Source organism: Streptomyces griseoflavus, from assembly GCF_014649995.1.
Taxonomy (GTDB): domain Bacteria; phylum Actinomycetota; class Actinomycetes; order Streptomycetales; family Streptomycetaceae; genus Streptomyces; species Streptomyces griseoflavus.
In genome coordinates, this window is record NZ_BMUC01000008.1 from 50,869 (window position 1) to 70,577 (window position 19,709).

Sequence of the window (19,709 nt, forward strand, 5' to 3'; positions counted from 1 at the left end):
GTGAGCGGCCATGCAGTTCGGGATCTTCACGGTCGGGGATGTCACTCCCGACCCGACCACGGGGCGCACGCCGACCGAGCGTGAGCGCATCAAGGCCATGGTCGCCATCGCGCTGAAGGCCGAGGAGGTGGGCCTGGACGTCTTCGCCACCGGCGAGCACCACAACCCGCCGTTCGTGCCGTCCTCGCCGACCACCATGCTCGGCTACATCGCGGCCCGCACGGAGAAGCTGATCCTCTCCACCTCGACCACCCTGATCACCACGAACGACCCGGTGAAGATCGCCGAGGACTTCGCGATGCTCCAGCACCTGGCCGACGGCCGGATGGACCTGATGATGGGCCGCGGCAACACCGGGCCGGTCTATCCCTGGTTCGGCAAGGACATCCGCCAGGGCATCAACCTCGCCATCGAGAACTACGCTCTGCTGCACCGCCTGTGGCGCGAGGACGTCGTCGACTGGGAGGGCACGTTCCGCACCCCGCTGCAGGGCTTCACCTCCACGCCCCGCCCGCTGGACGACGTGCCGCCGTTCGTCTGGCACGGTTCCATCCGCTCGCCGGAGATCGCCGAGCAGGCCGCGTACTACGGCGACGGCTTCTTCCACAACAACATCTTCTGGCCCGCCGACCACACCAAGCGCATGATCGAGCTGTACCGGAACCGGTACGCCCACTACGGGCACGGCACCCCGGAGCAGGCGATCGTGGGCCTCGGCGGCCAGGTGTTCATGCGGAGGAACTCGCAGGACGCGGTGCGCGAGTTCCGCCCCTACTTCGACGTGGCGCCGGTCTACGGGCACGGGCCCTCGCTGGAGGAGTTCACCGCGCAGACCCCGCTGACCGTGGGCTCCCCGCAGCAGGTCATCGAGAAGACGCTGGCGTTCCGCGACTACGCCGGTGACTACCAGCGCCAGCTGTTCCTGATGGACCACGCCGGACTCCCGCTGAAGACCGTGCTGGAACAGCTCGACCTGCTCGGCGAGGAGGTCGTGCCGGTGCTGCGCGAGGAGTTCGCCAAGAACCGTCCGGCGGACGTGCCGGACGCGCCGACCCACAGTTCGCTGCTGGCCACCGCCCGGCGCACGGAAGGAGCACGCGCATGAGGCTCGTCGTCGTATCGGCCGGACTGAGCGTGCCGTCGTCCACACGGCTGCTCGGCGACCGGCTGGCCGCGGCCGCCGCCCCGGCGGCCGGGGACGCGGAGGTCCGGGTGATCGAGCTGCGCGACCTCGCCGTGGAGATCGCCCACACCTTCACCAACGGCTTCCCCGGCGGGGCGCTGTCCGACGCGTTCGACGCGGTGACCGGGGCCGACGGGCTGATCGTGGTCACCCCGGTGTTCTCCGCCTCGTACAGCGGGCTGTTCAAGTCGTTCTTCGACGCTCTCAGCGTCACCGACCCCGACGCCCTCGCCGGGAAGCCGGTGCTGATCGCCGCGACCGGCGGCAGCGCCCGGCATTCGCTGGTGCTGGACCACGCGCTGCGTCCGCTCTTCTCCTACCTGCGGGCCGTCGTCGTCCCGACCGGCGTCTACGCGGCCTCCGAGGACTGGGGCGCGGAGGGTCTGGACGGGCGCGTCGAGCGGGCGGCCGGTGAGCTGGCCGCGCTGACGGCGGGCCCCGCCGCCGCCCGCCCGCGGCCCCGGCGGGACTCCTTCGAGGAGGTCACCCCCTTCGAGGAGCGGCTGGCGGGGCTGCGGCCCGCCGGATGAGAGGCGCCGCGGCCCCCGGGTGAGATACGAGTAAGAAGCCGGCCCCGGTGCCCTCCACCGGGGCCGCGGCACGTCCGCGGTTGGCACACTGGGCGCGTGCCGCACACCGTTCTGCTCGCCGAAGACGACCGCGCCATCCGCAACGCGCTGGAGCGCGCCCTGACCCTGGAGGGCTACCGGGTCACGGCCGTCGCCGACGGAGTCGAGGCCCTCGCCCAGGCCCACCGCAGCCGCCCCGACGTCCTCGTCCTCGACGTGATGATGCCCGGCATCGACGGGCTCCAGGTGTGCCGGGTGCTGCGCGCCGAGGGCGACCGCACGCCGGTGCTGATGCTGACCGCGCTGGTAGAGACCGCCGACCGGATCGCGGGACTGGACGCGGGCGCCGACGACTACGTCGTCAAGCCGTTCGACGTCGAGGAGGTCTTCGCCCGGCTGCGCGCCCTGCTGCGCCGCGCGGCCCCCGTCGCGCCGGCGCCGGCCCCCGAGCCCGTACCGGAGCCGAAGCCGGAACCGTCCGGACGGTTCGTGGAGGCGGCCGGGCTGCGCATGGACCCGCAGGCACGCCGCGCCTGGCGGGGCGGACGGGAGCTGGAACTGACCCGCACCGAGTTCGAACTGCTGGAACTGCTGATCCGCCACGCGGGCGTCGTCCTCGAACACGCCACGATCTACGACCGCATCTGGGGCTACGACTTCGGCCCCGGCTCCAAGAACCTGGCCGTCTACGTCGGCTACCTGCGCCGCAAACTCGACGAGCCCGGCGCGCCCCAGCTCATCCACACGGTGCGCGGGGTGGGTTACGTGCTGCGGGAGGGCTGAGTGTCCGCGGACGGCGCGCACGGGCCGGGGGGCGGCCCGCACCGGACGAAGGGCGGCGCGCACGGGACGCCGGGGCCGGTTCCGCGCCGGCGGCTGCGGCTGCTGTCGCTGGGGACGACGTTCGCGGTGGCGTTCGCGGCGGTCACCGCCACCGTCACCGTGCTGGTCGGCATCCTGTCGTACAACGCGGCCGCCCGGCTGGTGCGGGTGGACCAGCAGTCCGTGTTCGACGAGGTCGTGCAGGACCTGCGGAGCGAGGTCCGGGACAACCGGATGACCCCGCTCGACTTCTCCTCCGCCGCGCCCGGCCACGACCTGGTGCGGCCCGCGCGGACCGACGTGCAGGTGCTCGGGCCCGACGGCAGCGTCTTCGACCCCGGCGACCCCGGGCTGCCGGTCGTCGACGCCGACCGCCGGATCGCCCGGGCCGCCCCCGCGGGCCGGGTGGTCGTGCACGCGGGCGTCGACGTCGGCGACGACGTGTACCGGGTGGCGACCGTGTCGCTGGGCGGGGAGCGGGGCGCGGTGCAGGTCGCGCAGGAGTTCAGCGACACCGAGGACCTGCTGCGCGCCCTCCAGCGGCGCACCCTGGTCCTGATGGTGGCCGTCGTGGTCGCCGCCGGACTGTTCGGCTGGTGGCTGGCCCGACGCATCACCCGCCGCCTCGTCGTCCTCACCAACGCCGCCGAGGTCGTCGCCCGCACCCGGCGCCTCGGCATCCAGGTGCCCGTCGCCGGCAACGACGAGGTGGGGCGCCTCGGCCGCGCCTTCGACCGGATGCTGGGCCGGCTCGCCCAGTCGGAGGAGGACCAGCGCCGGCTGGTGCAGGACGCCGGGCACGAACTGCGCACCCCGCTCACCTCGCTGCGCACCAACATCTCGCTGCTGCGCCGCATCGACGAGCTGCCGCCCGGCACCCGTGAGGAACTCGTCGCCGATCTCACCCAGGAGGCCCGTGAGCTGACCGACCTCGTCAACGAGCTGGTCGAGCTGGCGGCCGGGCAGTCCGACACCGAGCCGCCGCAGCGCGTCGACCTCGCGGACATCGCCGAGGACGTGGCGGGACTGGCCCGGCGGCGCACCGGGCGGGAGATCCTGGTCGGCGCGAGCGGCGACACCACGACCGACGGGCGGCCGGTGATGCTCACGCGGGCGCTGTCCAACCTGGTCGAGAACGCGGTCAAGTTCGACCGGGGCGGCCGCTCGCCGGTCGAGATCCGGGTCTCGGGCCCGGCCCGTCCGGGCACGGTGCGCGTCGAGGTGCGTGACCGGGGGCCGGGCATCGCCGAGGACGACCTGACCCGCGTGTTCGACCGCTTCTACCGGGCCGCCGACGCGCGGTCCCTGCCGGGGTCGGGGCTCGGCCTGTCCATCGTCCGCGAGGTCGCCCTCGCCCACGGGGGCGCCCCGTACGCCCACCGCCGCGAGGGTGGCGGAACCGTCACCGGGTTCACGGTGGGCGGTGTCGCGGGAGACGGGCCGGGGGAGAACGGGGCGCGGTGAGCGCCGTGGCTCCCGGGCGGTGCCGCCGGCGGTCCTGGGTGTCCTTCGGTGCGCGGGGGCCGCGGTGAGTGGGCGGCGTGCGGAGGCGTAGCCGGTCCTCGCGCTGCGCAGGTATGGCGGGAGGGGCGGTCGGGTGTCGTCCCCGGACGAGGGAGGGCCAGGGATGCTGACGGACGAAGAGGCGGCGGCGCTGGCGGCGGTCGACGAGGAGGCGCTGGGGCGGACGCTGCTGGAGCTGATCGCGGTGCCGAGCGTGACCGGGAGCGCCGCCGAGTCGGAACTCCAGCACCAGCTGGCCGGGCGGCTGGAGTGGCTCGGCCTCGACGTCGACCTGTGGCCGCTGGAGCTGCCCGCACTCCGTGCCGAGCCGGGCTTCCCGGGCATGGAGGTGCCCCGGGACGAGGCGTGGGGGCTGGTCGGGACCACCCCCGACGGCGGCGACGGGCCCACGCTGATACTCCAGGGCCACGTCGACGTCGTACCGCCGGGTGACCTCGGGGCGTGGGACGGGGACCCGTTCGCGCCCCGGGTGACCGGGGACCTCGTGCACGGGCGCGGGGCGTGCGACATGAAGGCCGGGCTCGCGGCGCACCTCGCCGCGCTGGCCGCGATACGCACGTCCGGGGTACGGCTGCGCGGCCGGGTCGCCGCGCACTTCGTGGTCGGCGAGGAGGACGGCGGCATCGGCGCCTTCGGCACCCTGCGGCGCGGTCACCGCGGCGACGCGTGCGTCATAGCGGAGCCCACCGCGGGCACCCTGATCACCGCCAACGCGGGCGCGCTGACCTTCCGTGTCTCCGTGCCCGGCAAGGCGGCGCACGGCAGCTCGCGCGAGCAGGGGGTGAGCGCCGTCGACGCGTATCTGCCACTGCACCGGGCGCTGGCCGCGCTGGAGGCCGAGCGGAACCGGGACCCGGACCCGCTGCTCGCCGAGTATCCGATCCCCTACGGCCTGTCCGTGGGCACGCTGCGGGCCGGGGACTGGGCGAGCAGCGTGCCCGATCTGCTGGTCGCCGAGGGCCGGTTCGGTGTACGGCTCGGCGAGGACCCGGCCGAGGCGCGGGCCGCGCTGGAGCGGTGCGTGGCCGAGGCGTGCGCCGCCGACCCCTGGCTGCGGGACCACCCGGCGACGGTGAGCTGGCCGGGCGGGCAGTTCGCGAGCGGCCGGCTGCCCGAGGGGCACGCCCTCGCGGACACGGTCCGGGCGGCGCACGCCGACGTGGCGGACGACGGCTCCCAGCCGAGGCTGCGCGGGGCCACCTACGGCAGCGACCTGCGGCACTACGCGGACGCCGGCATCCCGACGCTGCAGTACGGGCCGGGCGACATCGCCGTCGCCCACAGCGCCCGCGAGCACGTCTCCCTGCGCGAGACGGCGCGGGTGGCGCGGGCGCTGGTGCTGACGGTGCTGCGGACGGTGGGCACGAAGTGAGGGGTGGGACACCGGCGGCGTTCCGCGTGGACACCTGACCCCGGACCCGTCCCCGTGGGACACTCGGGCCCGTGATCATCGAACGTGCGTACGCACACGGGGGGTCCCGCGACGAGGGGGAGTGGCCCTGGTCGGTCCCCTGTGTGCGTGAACTCCTGCGCGGCGGCATGCGGTTCACCGCCCCGGTGACCTTCGTCGTCGGTGAGAACGGCTCGGGGAAGTCCACTCTCGTCGAGGCCCTCGCCGAGGGCTTCGGCCTGGACCCCTGGGGCGGCTCCCACGAGTGGCGCTACGCGAGCCACCGCACCAAGTCCGTCCTCGGTGAACGCATCCGCTTCGACGCCGCCCCCGGGGGCCGCCGGATGCTGGCCTCCTGGTCCGCCCGCCAGGGCTTCTTCCTGCGCGCCGAGACGGCCCTGGACGCCCTCGGCCGGGAAGGGCTGGACCCCGACGCGCGCAGTCACGGCGAGGGCTTCCTCGCCGCGTTCCGGGGCAAGTTCCTGCGCCCCGGCCTGTATGTGCTGGACGAGCCGGAAGCGGCTCTCTCCTTCTCCTCCTGCCTCGAACTGATCGGCCACATCGACCAGTTGGCCGCCGCCGGTGCGCAGGTGATCTGCGCCACCCACTCGCCCCTGCTGACCGCGCTCCCCGGCGCGGACATCGTCGAGGTCGGCGACCACGGCATGCGCCGCACCACCTGGCAGGACCTCGCCCTGGTCGACCACTGGCGCCGCTACCTCGCCGACCCGGGGGCGTATCTGCGGCACGTACTGGGATGAGGCCGGCGCGGGCCGGTCCCCCGCTTTGCGTTATCCGGCCCGGGGCGGCGGCTCTCCTGTGGTGACAGGGCCAGGACAGTACGGTCCAGGACCGAGAAGGAGCGTGGACGAGCGTGGCAGCGAACAGCGGACCCGGCAGGGAGACGGTCGAGGCGGCACGGCGTGGCGACATGCGGGCCCAGGATGAACTGGTCGCCGCCTACCTCCCGTTGGTGTACAACATCGTGGGCCGGGCCCTGAACGGGCACCCCGACGTCGACGACGTGGTGCAGGAGACCATGCTGCGCGCCCTCGCCGCGCTGGGCTCGCTGAGGGATCCCGACGGTTTCCGGTCCTGGCTGGTCGCCATCACCATGAACCAGCTCCGTCACCACTGGCGCGATCACCGCACGGCTCCGGCCAGTTCGGCACTGCACGACGCGTACGACGTCGCCGACCCGGGTGCCGACTTCGTGGACCTGACGATCGTCCGGCTCGGCCTGGAGGGCCAGCGGCGGGAGGCCGCCGAGGCCACCCGCTGGCTGGACCCCGACGACCAGGCGCTGCTGTCGCTGTGGTGGCTGGAGGCGGCGGGCGAGCTGACGCGGGCCGAGGTGGCGGCCGCGATGGAACTGTCCCCGCAGCACACGGCGGTGCGCGTGCAGCGGATGAAGGCCCAGCTGGAGACGGCCCGGCTGGTGGTGCGGGCGCTGGCCGCCCACCCGCGCTGCGTCCTCCTCGACGACGTGGTCGCGTCCTGGGACGGTGTCCCCTCGGCCCTGTGGCGCAAGCGCGTCGCCCGTCACGTCCGGGACTGCACGGTCTGCGCGGGCTACCAGTCGGGCCTGGTCCCGGCGGAGGGCCTGCTGGTCGGCCTGGGCCTGGTCCCGGTGGGCGCGAGCCTGCTCGCGGCGTCCGCCCTCTTCACCGTCTTCGGCGCCGGCACGGCGGACGCGGCGCCGGTGTCCTTCGCCGGGGAGGCGACGGGGTCCGGGGCGTGGCCGGGCGACACCGGGGTGCTGCCCGCGGGGCCGGGCGGGCCCGGAGAGGCGCCCGTGGGCCCGGGCGGAATGTGGACGGACGGGGGCGGCGGTGCGCGGGCGGGAGCGGGCGACGTGCCGGGCGGCCGGGGGGCGGCGTACGGCGACGGCACGGGTACGGCGTACGGCGACGGCACGGGTACGGCGTACGGCGACGGCAAGGGCTCCGCGTACGGCGACGGCACGGGCTCCGCGTACGGCGACGGCACGGGAGCGGCGTCCGCGGGCGCCCCCTCGGCGGGCCGGGAGACCGGCACGGTGGTGGGCCACCGGACGAACCTGCGCGCCCGCAGCCGTCAGCGCAGGCGGCGCGGCAGGACCGTCGCGGCGGTGGCGGCGGCGCTGCTGGTCACCGGCGGCACGATATCCGGGATAGCCGTCCTCATCCCGGACGGCGACGCGGACCGGGTGCGGGCGGCCGCCGAGAGCGCCGCGGAGTCGTCCCCGCCCACCCCGGGGTCCGCCACCCCGTCCGCCGAGGCCTCCACCGCCTCCGCCTCCCCCTCGTCCTCCCCCTCGGCCAGTGCCTCCGCCACGAAGCCGGAGCCCAGCGCCACGCCCGGCCCGGACACGTCCGAGGCGAAAGCCGCCCCCGCACGCACCACGGCCCCCGCGAAGCCGCCCGCCCGGCCGAAGCCGGAGGCCCCGGCCGCGCCCCCCGCCGGGGGCCCCGCCGCCCAGGTCCTGAGCCTCACCAACACCGAGCGCGCCAAGGCGGGCTGCGGTCCCGTGAAGCTCGACGACCGGCTCGCCAGGGCGGCCCAGCTGCACAGCGAGGACATGTCCGCCAACGACTACTTCTCCCACACCGGCCAGAACGGCAGCAGCTTCGTCGACCGCGCCAAGGCCCAGGGCCACCCGAGCCCCGGCGCCGAGAACATCGCCAGGGGCCAGAGCTCCGCCGCGAGCGTCATGGACGCCTGGATGAACTCCGAGGGCCACCGCGCCAACATCCTCAACTGCTCCCTCTCGTCCCTCGGTGTCGGCGTGACGCAGAACGACTGGACGTGGACGCAGGTGTTCGGCTTCTGACCCGGCCGAGGTGCGAGTCCGGGGTCGTCCTCGACCCGGTCCTCGAGCCGCTGAGGCGGACCAGCGGTCCGGCGAGCGTCACGTGAGCGACGGCCACTGCCCGGACGCCACCCCCGTGCGGGGCCCGGGTCACTGACCGGCCGCCTCCCAGACGAAGCCGTCCGGGTCGGTGAACGGGCCGACCGGGCTGGTGACCGTGAGGCGGTGCGATCCCGTGCCGTCCGGGGACATGCCCGCCACCTTGCCCAGGGCGCGGCGCTTGTACAGCGACAGCTTGACGGTGTCGGGGGCGGTGGTGAACTCGACGTACTTTCCGCCGAAGCTCTTGCCCACGCTCAGGCCCCGCTCGACGTAGAACTGCTTGCTGGCCTTGACGTCCTCGACGCCCAGCAGGAGCACGATCTCGTCGACGTCCCGGGTGGCCGGGCCGGTGTCCTTCCTGGAGGAGGTCGCGAGCTGCCAGACCGTGCCGTCGGGGGCCTGCACGACGCCGCCGTAACCCCACAGCGACTTCGCGGCGGGCTTGAGGGAGGTGGCGCCGGCGTCGAGGGCGGCGGCCTGGAGCGCGTCCACGTTGCCCGGCTGGGACACCACGAGGGAGAGCGTGAAGCCCCGGAAGCCGGTCGAGGGGGCCTCCGAGCCGCGCACCCGCACCCGCGCCGGGTCCAGGCCGAAGGCGTCGGTGTGGAAGCGCGCGGCGGCGTCGGGGTCGGCCGCCTCGAGGGTCACGGAGTCGATGGAGTTCATGCCTTCGACGGTAGGGGCGACCCGGGCGCGGCCGCTTCTCGAGAACTGACCGGTCAGTGACCGCCGGTGAGCTCGCCGCTGAGCGTCTTGTGGATCCGGGCGCTGGGCTCGTTCAGCCCGACGATCTCGACGCTCTTGCCGCGCTGGGCGTACTTCGTCTCGATGGCGTCCAGCGCGGCCACCGAGGAGGCGTCCCAGATGTGCGCGGCGGACAGGTCGACGACGACCCGGTCGGGGTCGGTGGCGTACGAGAACCGCCCGACCAGGTCGTTGGACGACGCGAAGAACAGCTCGCCCGTGACCCGGTAGACGACCGTGCCGCCGTCGGGGTCGGTGACGGCGGTGACCTCGGCGAGGTGGGCGACCCGCTTGGCGAAGACGACCATCGCGGTGACCGATCCGACGACCACCCCGATGGCGAGGTTGTGGGTGGCGACCACGCACACGACGGTGATCACCATGACGGTGATCTCCCCGGCCGGCATCCGCCGCAGCGTCCTCGGCGCGATGGAGTGCCAGTCGAACGTGGCGACCGACACCATGACCATGACCGCGACCAGCGCCGCCATCGGGATGTCGGAGACGACCGGTCCGAAGACGATGCACAGCACCATCAGGAACGCGCCCGCCAGGAACGTCGACAGCCGGGTACGGGCCCCGGACACCCGCACGTTGATCATCGTCTGGCCGATCATCGCGCAGCCGCCCATGCCGCCGAAGAAGCCGGTGACGATGTTGGCGATGCCCTGGCCCACGGACTCGCGGGTCTTGGAGGAGTGCGTGTCGGTGATCTCGTCGACCAGCTTGGCCGTCATCAGCGACTCCATCAGCCCGACCAGGGCCATGGCGAGCGCGTAGGGCGCGATCGTGGTGAGGGTGTCGAAGGTGAACGGCACGTCCGGCAGCCCCGGCACCGGCAGCGACGACGGCAGCTCGCCCCTGTCGCCCACGGTCGGCACCGCGATCCCGGCCGCGACCGTGAGGACGGTGAGGACCACGATGGACACCAGCGGCGCCGGGACCACGGTGGTGACCTTCGGGAAGAGGACCAGCAGCGCCAGCCCGGCGGCGAACAGCGGGTAGACCGGCCACGGCACGTCCATCAGCTCCGGCACCTGCGCCATGAAGATGAGGATCGCCAGGGAGTTGACGAAGCCGACCATCACGCTGCGCGGCACGAACCGCATCAGCTTCGCCACCCCGAGCGCGCCGAGCGCGATCTGGAGGACACCGGCCAGGATGACGGCCGCGACGAGGTGGCCGAAGCCGTGGTCACGGTTGAGCGGTGCGATGACCAGGGCGACGGCACCGGTCGCCGCGGAGATCATGGCCCGGCGGCCGCCGACGACCGCGATGGTCACCGCCATGGTGAACGAGGCGAACAGACCGACCGCGGGATCGACCCCGGCGATGATCGAGAACGAGATGGCCTCGGGAATGAGGGCCAGCGCGACGACGAGACCCGCCAGCACCTCGGTGCGCAGCACCTTCGGGTCGGACAGCCAGGACGGGCGCCGGGGGCCGCGCAGCCAGGCGGACGGGGACAGTGCGGAAGTGGACAAGACGAAGGGAACCTGTCGTGCTCGGGCATGCCCGGCATCGGTGCGGGCGCGCAGGGGAGAGATGCGGGACACCGGGCCGGAGCGGCCGTCCGCGACGTCCGCGAGCGGCGGACCGACGTCAGGGAGCGGCGGCGCGGCGGGGCGTGCGGGGAAGCGGGGGCGCCGGCGGGCGAAGGGTCACGGCGGGCAGACAGCGGCGGGCATCACGGACATGCGCACGCTCTCCTGTGGACCATGGTCTTCGCCGGGGGCTTCGTCGGCCCCGGCACGGCTGACCCGCGAAACCCTACCCTAACGTTAGGGTAGGGATCGGCGTCGGCTTCCCGCAGCCCCGGCGAGAGACGAGGACGGCACTTCGCGTGAGCAGCGCACACATGCAGATCGGCGAGGTCGCCGCACGGACCGAGCTGTCGCTGCGCACCATCCGGCACTACGAGGAGACCGGCCTCGTCATCCCGTCCGCCCGTTCCCAGGGCGGATTCCGTCTCTACACCGAGGCCGACGTGGCCCGGCTGATGGTCATCCGCCGCATGAAGCCGCTCGGCTTCTCCCTCGACGAGATGCGTGCCCTGCTCGAAGCCACCGACCGGCTCGACTCGGGCGACGCCCTCTCCCCGGAACTGCGGGAAAGCCTGCTGGAGCGCATCCGGGACTTCGAGCGGGCCGCCCAGCAGCGGGTCGAGACCCTGCGCACCCAGCTCGCCCGCGCCGAGGAGTTCGCCGCCGACCTCGCCCACCGCCTCGCACCCGCGTCCACGCCCTGACCCGACGGGGCGCGGCCCGCGGCCGGCCCGCCGGTCGGCGCGCCGGCAGGCCGATCACGCTCGTCAGGTCCTCCCCTCCGCCGCCCTCGGCCAGGCGACGGCGCGTCAACGCTCAGCCCGGCGGCGGTGGGGTGCACGGGCGGGGCCGGTAAGCGCCGTCCTGACGGCGGCCGGGCCGACTCCCCCCGGGCAGGCCCTCTTTACATGTGACGCGAATCACCGCGAGAGTGTTGAGTGCCGGACGGGGGGCGTTTCCGTACCCCACAGGACGGCGGGGCCGGGAATGCGAGGATGAGCCGCCATGACTGCTGGGTGGTGCTTCCGCACGACACGGGCCGCGGTGTTCGCGGCCGTCTGCGTGCTGCTCGCCGCCCTGGGCCACAGCCTGATGTCCGGCACCACGGTGCCGTGGTGGGCGCTCGGCGGCGCGACGGCGGTGGTCGGCGGCGCGGTGTGGTGCCCGGCCGGCCGGGAGCGCGGGCCGCTCCTCGTCTCCTCCGCCGTGGTGGCCGCCCAGACGGCACTGCACCTGTGGTTCGCGTACGCGCAGGAACTGTCGCTCCCGTCCGGGGCGTTGGACGCCGGACCGCATCCCGTGGAGCACATGACCCCGGTGACGCACGCGGGCCACCTCGGCCACACCCCGCACTCCGGGGGAACGGGCCACACCCTGGAGGGGATGTCGTCCCCGGGCATGCTCGCCGCCCATCTGCTGGCCGCGCTCCTGTGCGGCCTGTGGCTCGCCCACGGCGAACGCGCGGTCTTCCGCATCCTGCGGACCCTCGCCGGATGGCTGGCCGCCCCGCTGCGCCTGCCGCTCGCCCTGCCCGCGCCGGTGCACCACCCGGACGTCCCCGCCCGCCGCGGCCGGAGCGACCGTGCGCCGCGCCGGCTGCTCCTCGTCTGCACGATCACCTCTCGGGGCCCGCCCCCGGGGACCGCTGTCCTCTGAGACAGCCGGTTCCCCGACCCCGTCCCCGGCACCACGACGCGCCGGGACGGCTCGGGCAACGGGCGTACGCCGCCGTGCGCGCGCACGCCCGCCACCCCCCGCCCTCACCGGACCCGCCGCGTGCCCCGCACGCCCAGGTCCGGATGCCGGACGTCCGCATGCCGGACGTCCGGATTCCCGCAAAGGACATCAGGTGATCAGTCCTGCCCTGCCGGTCGCACCCGGCACCACGCGACACGCCCCGAGGACCCGTGACGACGCCCCGTCCGTCGACGAGTCGACGACCGCCTGGGCGCTGGCCGCCCGCGGCGGCGACCCGGCGGCCGTGGAGCACTTCGTCCGCGCCCTGCACAGAGACGTCCGCCACTACGTCACCTACCTCAGCGCCGACCCCCAGGCCGCCGACGACCTGGCACAGGACACCTTCCTGCGGGCCCTCGGCAGCCTGCACCGTTTCGAGGGGCGTTCCTCCGCCCGGACCTGGCTGCTGTCCATCGCCCGGCGCGCGGTGATCGACAGCTACCGGCACGCCTCCGCCCGGCCCCGCCCGGCCGACACCGACGACTGGCAGGCGGCCGCCGAGGGCGCCCAGCCCCGCGGGCTGCCGGGCTTCGACGACGGCGTCGCCCTGGCCGAACTGCTGGACGCGCTGCCCGCGGAACGCCGGGAGGCGTTCGTCCTCACCCAACTCCTCGGGCTGCCCTACGCGGAAGCGGCCGAGCTCAGCGACTGCCCGGTCGGTACCGTCCGCTCCCGGGTCGCCCGCGCCCGCTCCTCACTCATCCGGTCGCTGCACGACGCCGAGCGGGCCGCACCGGCGGGTGCCGCGGCCTGACGGACGCGGGAACCGGACGGGGCGGCGGCCACGGAGGCTCCGGACCGGACCGTGTCCCGGAGCCTCCGTGGTGCCCGCGCCCCCCGGCGCACTGTCCTGGAACGTGTCAGGCGGACGGCGTGCCGCGGCGCCTGAACCACCACACGCCGCCGGCCGCGAGCAGCGCCACGGCGCCGGCACCGATCCACACGGCCGGAGACACCCCGCCGTCCTCGCCGTCCGTCTCCCCGGCCGCCTGCTGAGTGGCCGGGGTGCCGGTCGGATCCGGCCGCTCGCTCGGTGAGGCGTCGGCCGGCGCGGCCGTCGTGGCCTCGGCGGTGGGGCTCGGGGCGACCGGCGTCGCCCCCGGTGCGGCGGCGCCGAGCTTCAGCGTCGGAGCGGGGTGACCGTGGCCGTGCCCGTCGCCCCCCGAGTCCTCCAGTTCGACCCAGCGGTCGACGCGGCCGTCACCGTAGGACTGGAGCGTCTTGAAGACCAGTTCCTCGGCGTCGGGCAACTGCCGTACGACCACGGAGAATTCGGCATCCGCGCCCTTGGTCAGTTCGGGTCCCGAGACGGTCCAGCCTCGGCTGGTGGTGGCGAACTCCCACCCCCGCGGGCCTTGTCCGTAGGTGATGTCGGTGGGGACGAGCCCTTCCGGCAGGACCACCTCCAGCTTGGTGATGCCGGCGGAGGAGGACTCGGACGCGGCGTGGAAGTCCAGGGTGACGTTCTGCGCGAGGGCGCGCGCGTCCTTCCCCGTGACTTCCGTATGGGCGTACGCCGGTCCGGCGACGGCGACGACGGCCGTGGCGAGGACCGCGCTGACGGTGGCGAGACGGCGTGCGGTGCGCGCCTTGCTGGGACGGGACACAACGGACTCCGGATGTTCGTCGGTGACGGGCGGCAACTGAGGATCGTTCAGGCAGTCGGACGGAACGTCCGGTGAGTTCCCGCCCGCAGGTGTGGCGCGCGTCACGTGAGGGCGGCCGTCGCGGTCAGGCGGCCGGGGCCGGGCGGGGTTCGCCGTGGAAGACCTGCCGGGCGTGCCACTCCCGGTGGACGGAGGCAACCGGGGGCGAGCCGGGCTGCGGGCCGAGGAGAGGGCGTCCCGCGAGGGCCGTGACCTGCTCGCGCGCGGCGGGGCTGTGGCCGACGAAGCGCTGGGAGACCAGGACGCGCTGGCCGTCCCCCACGCCCAGGACGCCCTTGTCGAAGAGCCTGTGGTGCAGCGAGCACAGGCACAGCCCGTTCTCGATCGCGTCCGGTCCGCCGAACGCCCACCAGCGCACATGAGCGGCCTCCAGCCCCACGGGTACGGCGCCGATCCTGCCGTCGTAGCCGCAGAAGGCGCACCGGTACTCGTAGGCGGTCAGCACCAACTCCCGCATCCGCGGGTCCCGGGGCCTGCGCGGCACCAATGAGAGCCGTTCGGCCTCCGCCGGTTCCCGTTCCAGGCCGACGGCCTCGCGCAGTTCTCCGTGCAGGGAGGGTGGGAAGTGCTGGTCGAGAAGCAGGCGCGTGATGTCGTCCAGCAGGCCCGGTTCGCGTCGCAGCGCCGCTCGCAGATCCGGTGCGAGCCGCCCGGCGGCGCCCGTCCCGCGGAGGTCCCGCACCCCGCTGCCGGGGCTGCCCGGACCCCGGTCGGTACGGACCTCCCACACGCCGTCGCTGACCAGGTGGTGAAAGGGATAGGCCGGTGTCGTCCTGTTCGGCGGGCCGTACTCGGTCAGCAGGTGCCGCAGGTCCTGTTCCACCGCGGTGTACCGCAGCTCGCCGTCGGCGTCGTGGTGGAACCGGCCGAGGGCGTACAGGAGCAGCAGCGGCTTGTGCGGAGCACGCGTACCGCTCCTGGTCCACTGCCTCAGCCTCGCGACCCGCTCCAGCCAGTCCATGGCCGCTGATCGTAGACGTGCGCGACCTGCTCGCCCAGGGCCGCCCGTGACGTCGTGATCGGAGCCGCCGGGCCCGGCCCGGCAGGGCCGCAGCCGGCGACGGCGACCTCGCGGATCCGCTCATGACGGCCTCGACGCCCTGGCCGGCCGGGTCCGGCGTCCGGTGCGGGCAGCGCTCGCCCGGGGGGAGAGAGAAGGCAGGTGTCGCCGCGGCCGACCCCGCCCCCGATCACGAACTCCGGCTCAGGGCCACACCAGGCAGTACGGCTGGTGCCCCGCCTCGTGCAGCCGGTGGCTGAAGTCCTGCCACTCGTGCAGCAGTTGGTACACGTTGAACGCGTCCCGCGGGCCGCCGCGGTCGGGGACCGTGGACCAGATGAAGGCCGCTGCGCCGACCGCTTCCTCGCCTATGCCGCGCAGCGGGTCGACGACCGTCATGGGGAGCTTCACGACCGCGTAGTCGGGGTGCAGGACGACCAGTTCCAGGGGCGGGACCTTGTGCAGGGGGACACCCTCGATGCCCGTGAGGACCATCGCGGCCATGGTCTCCGGCTTGATCTTGGTGAACATGCCGTTCATGCCGAGCTCGTCGCCGCCGAGTTCCTCGGGGCGCATCGAGATCGGGACGCGGGCCGCGGTGGCGCCGTCCGGCGCGCCGAAGTACTTGTACGTCACCCCCACCCGACCACCATTCCTGCTCCCCGCCCCGCTCAGGGGGCCGATCCGCTCCGGCTCGCCGTGGGTGCGACGTGTCTCGTCCGCTTCCTCCGCCTCGCGCCGGTGCTTTCCCCGCCGGGCACGTCGAGGACCCAGGTCGTCAGTCCCCTCGCCCAGTCCGCCACCGCGATGCATATCTCCACCCGACTGCTTTTCTAGGACGCGTGGCCCCCGCCGCGCAACCCGATCATCGTGACAGTGACCTCCCCCACGGCCGCCCGCCGAAACGTGCGGCGAACCATCTTGTCCGGGGGACGGACGCGGCCTCCCGCCGCCCCGGCCGTGTGAGCTGTGTGTATCAGACGACAGTTTCGCAGATCGCGACGGATCGGGGGCCGGATGCCCGATGCCGCCGCTGGCCTACCCTGAAACACGTCACACGCACCCGCAGCCCGGCGAGAGTCCGGGACGTCGGAGAAGGTCGGAGAAGTCGCAGGTCATGAGCGAACTGCCATATTCGTACGAAGCCCAAGCCTCGCAGGCGCTGTTCGACCGTGCCGCGGCCGTCACTCCCGGTGGTGTGAACTCACCGGTGCGTGCCTTCCGCGCCGTCGGCGGCACCCCACGGTTCATGGTGTCCGGAACCGGCCCCTATCTCACCGACGCCGACGGACGCGAGTACGTCGACCTGGTGTGCTCGTGGGGCCCGATGATCCTCGGGCACGCGCACCCCGAGGTGATCGCCGCCGTGCAGGAGGCCGTCGCGCGCGGCACGTCCTTCGGCACGCCCGGTGAGGGCGAGGTCGCGCTCGCCGAGGAGATGGTCGCCCGGATCGAGCCGCTGGAGCAGGTGCGGCTGGTCTCCAGCGGCACCGAGGCCACCATGTCGGCGATCCGACTCGCGCGCGGGTTCACGCAGCGCACCAAGGTGGTCAAGTTCGCCGGCTGCTACCACGGGCACGTCGACTCGCTGCTCGCCTCCGCCGGGTCGGGGGTGGCCACCTTCGCGCTGCCCGACACGCCCGGTGTGACGGGCGCGCAGGCCGGCGACACGATCGTGCTGCCGTACAACGACCTCGACGCGGTGCACGCCGCGTTCGCCGCGCACCCCGGTGAGATCGCCTGCGTGATCACCGAGGCGTCGCCGGGCAACATGGGCGTCGTCCCGCCGCTGCCCGGCTTCAACCAGGGGCTGAAGGACGTGTGCGCCGCGAACGGCGCGCTCTACATCTCCGACGAGGTGATGACGGGCTTCCGCACCAGCCGCGCCGGCTGGTACGGCGTCGACGGGGTGCGGCCCGACCTGATGACCTTCGGCAAGGTGATGGGCGGCGGCTTCCCGGCCGCGGCCTTCGGCGGACGCGCCGACGTCATGGCGCACCTCGCCCCCGCCGGGCCCGTCTACCAGGCGGGCACCCTCTCCGGCAACCCCGTCGCCACCGCCGCCGGCCTCGCCCAGCTGCGGCTGCTCGACGACGCCGCCTACGAGAAGGTGAACGCCGTCTCGGCGCGGATCCAGTCGCTCGTCACCGAGGCGCTGAGCAAGGAGGGCGTCGCGCACACGCTGCAGAACGCCTCCAACATGTTCTCGGTGTTCTTCACCGACCGTCCGGTGCGCGACTACGACGACGCCAAGGCGCAGGAGTCGTTCCGCTTCACCGCGTTCTTCCACTCGCTCCTGGCGAACGGCGTCTACCTGCCGCCGTCGTCGTTCGAGTCCTGGTTCGTGTCCACGGCCCACGACGAGCGGGCCGTCGAGCGCATCGCCGACGCCCTCCCGGCGGCGGCCCGGGCGGCGGCGGAGGCCACGGCATGAGCGCGACGGAGAAGGACGACGACATCACCGTCGTCCACCTGATGCGGCACGGCGAGGTCGAGAACCCCGACGGTGTCCTCTACGGCCGGCTGGCCGGCTACCACCTCTCCGAACTGGGCCGGCGCATGGCCGACCGGGTGGGGGAGCACCTCGCCGCCCGTGACGTCACCCATGTCGTCGCCTCCCCGCTGGAGCGGGCGCAGGAGACGGCCGAGCCCATCGCCAAGGCGCACGGCCTGGACATCGCCACCGACGAGCGGCTGATCGAGGCGGAGAACGTCTTCCAGGGCAAGACCTTCGGCATCGGTGACGGCGCGCTGCGCCGCCCGGCCAACTGGAAGCACGTCGTCAACCCGTTCAAGCCGTCCTGGGGCGAGCCGTACATCGAGCAGGTCATCCGGATGATGGGCGCGCTGAACGCGGCGAAGGACGCGGCGCGCGGGCACGAGGCGGTGCTGGTGAGCCATCAGCTGCCGATCTGGATCGTGCGGTCCCACGTCGAGAAGCGGCGGCTGTGGCACGACCCGCGCAAGCGGCAGTGCACCCTGGCCTCGCTGACCACGTTCACCTACCGGGGGGACAGGATCGTCTCCGTCGGCTACAGCGAGCCGGCCCGCGACCTCGTTCCCCCGCACCTGCTGGCGGGCGCCAAGCCGGTGAAGGGCAAGGGCAAGGCCTTCGGGGCCTAGGGAGTGCCGGACACCCCCGGCGGCGAGACACCGGGTGCGCGACCGACGTAGGTCCCGGGAGGGCACGGCCTCCCGGGACTTCGTTGCCAAACCTCCTCAAGTGACGGGAACCCGTCGCCGCGTCGCCTCCTCTGAGTCAGTGACCACCCAAGGACGTGACGAAGGGGGACGCCGTGCGTGCTCTCTCCCGCAGGGGAATGCTCGGACTCGGCGCGGGGGCCGGTGCCGCCGCCGCCGTCTCACTGGCCGGCTGCGGCGGCCACGGCGGCACGGAGGGTGCCGCCCCCGGTGACGGCTCCCGCTCCGGGGGCGGCGACCGGCCCGGGACGCCGAAGCCGGAGCCGACGAAGACGGCCCGCCCGATCGGTGACGGTTCCACCTCCTTCACCGGCGCCCAGCCCCACCAGCCGGACCGGCCGGTGCCGCTGGAGCCGGGTCGGACACCCCCGCAGTTCGTCGTCTTCTCCTGGGACGGGGCGGGCGAGGTCGGCAACGGGCTCTTCCCGCGTTTCCTGGACCTCGCCAAGGAGCACGGCGCGGCCATGACCTTCTTCCTCTCCGGCGTGTACCTGCTGCCCGAGTCGAAGAAGCGGCTCTACGACCCGCCGAACAACCCGCGCGGCGCCTCCGACATCGGCTACCTCACCGACGAGCACATCAAGGACACGCTGAAGAACGTCCGCCGTGCCTGGCTCGAGGGCCACGAGATCGGCACCCACTTCAACGGCCACTTCTGCGCCGGCTCCGGCAGCGTCGGCAACTGGACGTCGCGGCAGTGGCGCCACGAGATCGAGCAGGCCAAGTCCTTCGTGAAGGAGTGGCGCACCAACTCCGGCTGGACCGACCTGGAGTCCCTGCCCTTCGACTACGACAAGGAACTGGTCGGCGGCCGGACGCCCTGCCTCCTCGGCCAGGACAGGCTGCTGCCCACCGCCCGCGAGCTCGGCTGGCGCTACGACGCCTCCTCACCCGGCGGACGCCAGGTCTGGCCCACGAAGAAAAAGGGCATATGGGACCTTCCGCTCCAGCAGATACCGTTTCCCGGGCGTTCCTTCGAAGTCCTGTCGATGGACTACAACATGCTCGCCAACCAGTCCCTCAACACGACCAAGGCCCCCGCCCACAACCACCCGGCCTGGCGCGAACAAGCCGCCGGCGCCTACATATCCGGATTCAAGCGGGCATACGAGTCGAACCGGGCGCCCTTCTTCATCGGCAACCACTTCGAGCAGTGGAACGGCGGCATCTACATGGACGCCGTGGAGCAGGCGCTCCAGCACATCGCACGGGAGAAGGAGAAGGGCGGGGACGTGAGGCTCGTCTCCTTCCGGCAGTTCACCGACTGGCTGGACGTGCAGAAGCCGGAGGTGCTGGAGCGGCTCCGCACCCTGGACGTGGGCCAGGAACCGGCCGGTGGCTGGGCGGCGTTCACGAAGGACCCCGCGGGCACCACCGGGACGGGCGCCCCCGACGCCGCCTGAAATGCGGGTTTCCGCCCGCGGGGAGGCCGTGC

Annotated in this window: 18 protein-coding genes; 13 read left to right on the forward strand and 5 right to left on the reverse strand. The window is 73.6% G+C overall.

What is annotated here, in order from left to right:
* Positions 1 to 10: 10 nt before the first annotated feature.
* From IE172_RS17775 to IE172_RS17805, 7 genes are all read left to right on the forward strand, one after another.
* The gene (locus IE172_RS17775; RefSeq protein WP_190098229.1) at positions 11 to 1,105 is read left to right on the forward strand and encodes an LLM class flavin-dependent oxidoreductase; all 1,095 of its coding nucleotides are present in this window, start codon (positions 11 to 13) and stop codon (positions 1,103 to 1,105) included.
* Positions 1,102 to 1,713, forward strand: a complete 612-nt coding sequence (locus IE172_RS17780) for an FMN reductase (RefSeq protein ID WP_190098230.1) — start codon at positions 1,102 to 1,104, stop codon at positions 1,711 to 1,713. Before IE172_RS17775 ends, IE172_RS17780 begins: the two co-directional genes overlap by 4 nt.
* A gap of 96 nt (positions 1,714 to 1,809) precedes the next feature.
* A complete protein-coding gene (locus IE172_RS17785) occupies positions 1,810 to 2,535 on the forward strand; it encodes a response regulator transcription factor (RefSeq protein ID WP_190098231.1) in 726 nt (241 codons plus the stop codon).
* A 93-nt stretch (positions 2,536 to 2,628) separates the two neighbouring features.
* Positions 2,629 to 4,038: a HAMP domain-containing sensor histidine kinase gene (locus tag IE172_RS17790; protein WP_190098458.1), complete on the forward strand. Its 1,410-nt coding sequence runs from the start codon at positions 2,629 to 2,631 to the stop codon at positions 4,036 to 4,038.
* Between the two features lie 163 nt (positions 4,039 to 4,201).
* Positions 4,202 to 5,470: an ArgE/DapE family deacylase gene (locus IE172_RS17795; RefSeq protein ID WP_190098232.1), complete on the forward strand. Its 1,269-nt coding sequence runs from the start codon at positions 4,202 to 4,204 to the stop codon at positions 5,468 to 5,470.
* 71 nt (positions 5,471 to 5,541) lie between these two features.
* Entirely contained in the window at positions 5,542 to 6,249 is a 708-nt protein-coding gene (locus tag IE172_RS17800) for an AAA family ATPase (RefSeq protein WP_190098233.1), read from the forward strand.
* A gap of 113 nt (positions 6,250 to 6,362) precedes the next feature.
* On the forward strand, positions 6,363 to 8,300 hold the full coding sequence (locus tag IE172_RS17805; RefSeq protein WP_438817020.1) for a sigma-70 family RNA polymerase sigma factor: 1,938 nt from the start codon (positions 6,363 to 6,365) through the stop codon (positions 8,298 to 8,300).
* Positions 8,301 to 8,429: 129 nt separating this feature from the next.
* Here the strand turns inward: IE172_RS17805 and IE172_RS17810 are convergent, their stop codons facing one another.
* The gene (locus IE172_RS17810; RefSeq protein WP_190098234.1) at positions 8,430 to 9,047 is read right to left on the reverse strand and encodes a VOC family protein; all 618 of its coding nucleotides are present in this window, start codon (positions 9,045 to 9,047) and stop codon (positions 8,430 to 8,432) included.
* A gap of 53 nt (positions 9,048 to 9,100) precedes the next feature.
* A complete protein-coding gene (locus tag IE172_RS17815; protein WP_229886167.1) occupies positions 9,101 to 10,609 on the reverse strand; it encodes a SulP family inorganic anion transporter in 1,509 nt (502 codons plus the stop codon).
* A 359-nt stretch (positions 10,610 to 10,968) separates the two neighbouring features.
* On the opposite strand from IE172_RS17815, the gene IE172_RS17820 reads away from it, so the two are divergent.
* The 3 genes from IE172_RS17820 (at position 10,969) to IE172_RS17830 (ending at position 13,160) form a co-directional block, all read left to right on the forward strand.
* Entirely contained in the window at positions 10,969 to 11,373 is a 405-nt protein-coding gene (locus tag IE172_RS17820) for a MerR family transcriptional regulator (protein ID WP_190098235.1), read from the forward strand.
* 301 nt (positions 11,374 to 11,674) lie between these two features.
* Complete coding sequence (locus IE172_RS17825) at positions 11,675 to 12,325, forward strand: hypothetical protein (RefSeq protein ID WP_190098236.1); 651 nt, start codon at positions 11,675 to 11,677, stop codon at positions 12,323 to 12,325.
* A 193-nt stretch (positions 12,326 to 12,518) separates the two neighbouring features.
* Entirely contained in the window at positions 12,519 to 13,160 is a 642-nt protein-coding gene (locus tag IE172_RS17830; RefSeq protein ID WP_190098237.1) for a sigma-70 family RNA polymerase sigma factor, read from the forward strand.
* 106 nt (positions 13,161 to 13,266) lie between these two features.
* Here IE172_RS17830 and IE172_RS17835 read toward each other — a convergent pair whose 3' ends face one another.
* The 3 genes from IE172_RS17835 to IE172_RS17845 all read right to left on the reverse strand — a co-directional run bounded on the left by IE172_RS17835 (position 13,267) and on the right by IE172_RS17845 (position 15,886).
* Positions 13,267 to 14,013, reverse strand: coding sequence for a DUF1775 domain-containing protein (locus tag IE172_RS17835; RefSeq protein ID WP_190098238.1), 747 nt, complete (start codon positions 14,011 to 14,013; stop codon positions 13,267 to 13,269).
* Between the two features lie 124 nt (positions 14,014 to 14,137).
* Entirely contained in the window at positions 14,138 to 15,034 is an 897-nt protein-coding gene (locus tag IE172_RS17840) for a phosphorothioated DNA-binding restriction endonuclease (RefSeq protein WP_190098239.1), read from the reverse strand.
* Positions 15,035 to 15,277: 243 nt separating this feature from the next.
* Positions 15,278 to 15,886: a hypothetical protein gene (locus IE172_RS17845; RefSeq protein WP_190098240.1), complete on the reverse strand. Its 609-nt coding sequence runs from the start codon at positions 15,884 to 15,886 to the stop codon at positions 15,278 to 15,280.
* A 304-nt stretch (positions 15,887 to 16,190) separates the two neighbouring features.
* On the opposite strand from IE172_RS17845, the gene hemL reads away from it, so the two are divergent.
* From hemL to IE172_RS17860, 3 genes are all read left to right on the forward strand, one after another.
* Complete coding sequence (gene hemL / locus IE172_RS17850) at positions 16,191 to 17,507, forward strand: glutamate-1-semialdehyde 2,1-aminomutase (protein WP_190098241.1); 1,317 nt, start codon at positions 16,191 to 16,193, stop codon at positions 17,505 to 17,507.
* Positions 17,504 to 18,196: a histidine phosphatase family protein gene (locus IE172_RS17855; protein ID WP_190098242.1), complete on the forward strand. Its 693-nt coding sequence runs from the start codon at positions 17,504 to 17,506 to the stop codon at positions 18,194 to 18,196. Before hemL ends, IE172_RS17855 begins: the two co-directional genes overlap by 4 nt.
* Before the next feature lie 197 nt (positions 18,197 to 18,393).
* Positions 18,394 to 19,677, forward strand: a complete 1,284-nt coding sequence (locus tag IE172_RS17860) for a polysaccharide deacetylase family protein (protein WP_190098461.1) — start codon at positions 18,394 to 18,396, stop codon at positions 19,675 to 19,677.
* Positions 19,678 to 19,709: the final 32 nt, after the last annotated feature.

Bases quoted from the DNA above. Each gene is read 5' to 3' on its own strand.
- IE172_RS17860 (WP_190098461.1), top strand. From the start codon at position 18,394: ATGCTCGGACTCGGCGCGGGGGCCGGTGCCGCCGCCGCCGTCTCACTG.
- IE172_RS17810 (WP_190098234.1), bottom strand. From the start codon at position 9,047: ATGAACTCCATCGACTCCGTGACCCTCGAGGCGGCCGACCCCGACGCC.
- IE172_RS17840 (WP_190098239.1), bottom strand. From the start codon at position 15,034: ATGGACTGGCTGGAGCGGGTCGCGAGGCTGAGGCAGTGGACCAGGAGC.
- hemL (WP_190098241.1), top strand. From the start codon at position 16,191: ATGAGCGAACTGCCATATTCGTACGAAGCCCAAGCCTCGCAGGCGCTG.
- IE172_RS17795 (WP_190098232.1), top strand. From the start codon at position 4,202: ATGCTGACGGACGAAGAGGCGGCGGCGCTGGCGGCGGTCGACGAGGAG.
- IE172_RS17775 (WP_190098229.1), top strand. From the start codon at position 11: ATGCAGTTCGGGATCTTCACGGTCGGGGATGTCACTCCCGACCCGACC.
- IE172_RS17825 (WP_190098236.1), top strand. From the start codon at position 11,675: ATGACTGCTGGGTGGTGCTTCCGCACGACACGGGCCGCGGTGTTCGCG.
- IE172_RS17845 (WP_190098240.1), bottom strand. From the start codon at position 15,886: ATGCATCGCGGTGGCGGACTGGGCGAGGGGACTGACGACCTGGGTCCT.
- IE172_RS17780 (WP_190098230.1), top strand. From the start codon at position 1,102: ATGAGGCTCGTCGTCGTATCGGCCGGACTGAGCGTGCCGTCGTCCACA.
- IE172_RS17855 (WP_190098242.1), top strand. From the start codon at position 17,504: ATGAGCGCGACGGAGAAGGACGACGACATCACCGTCGTCCACCTGATG.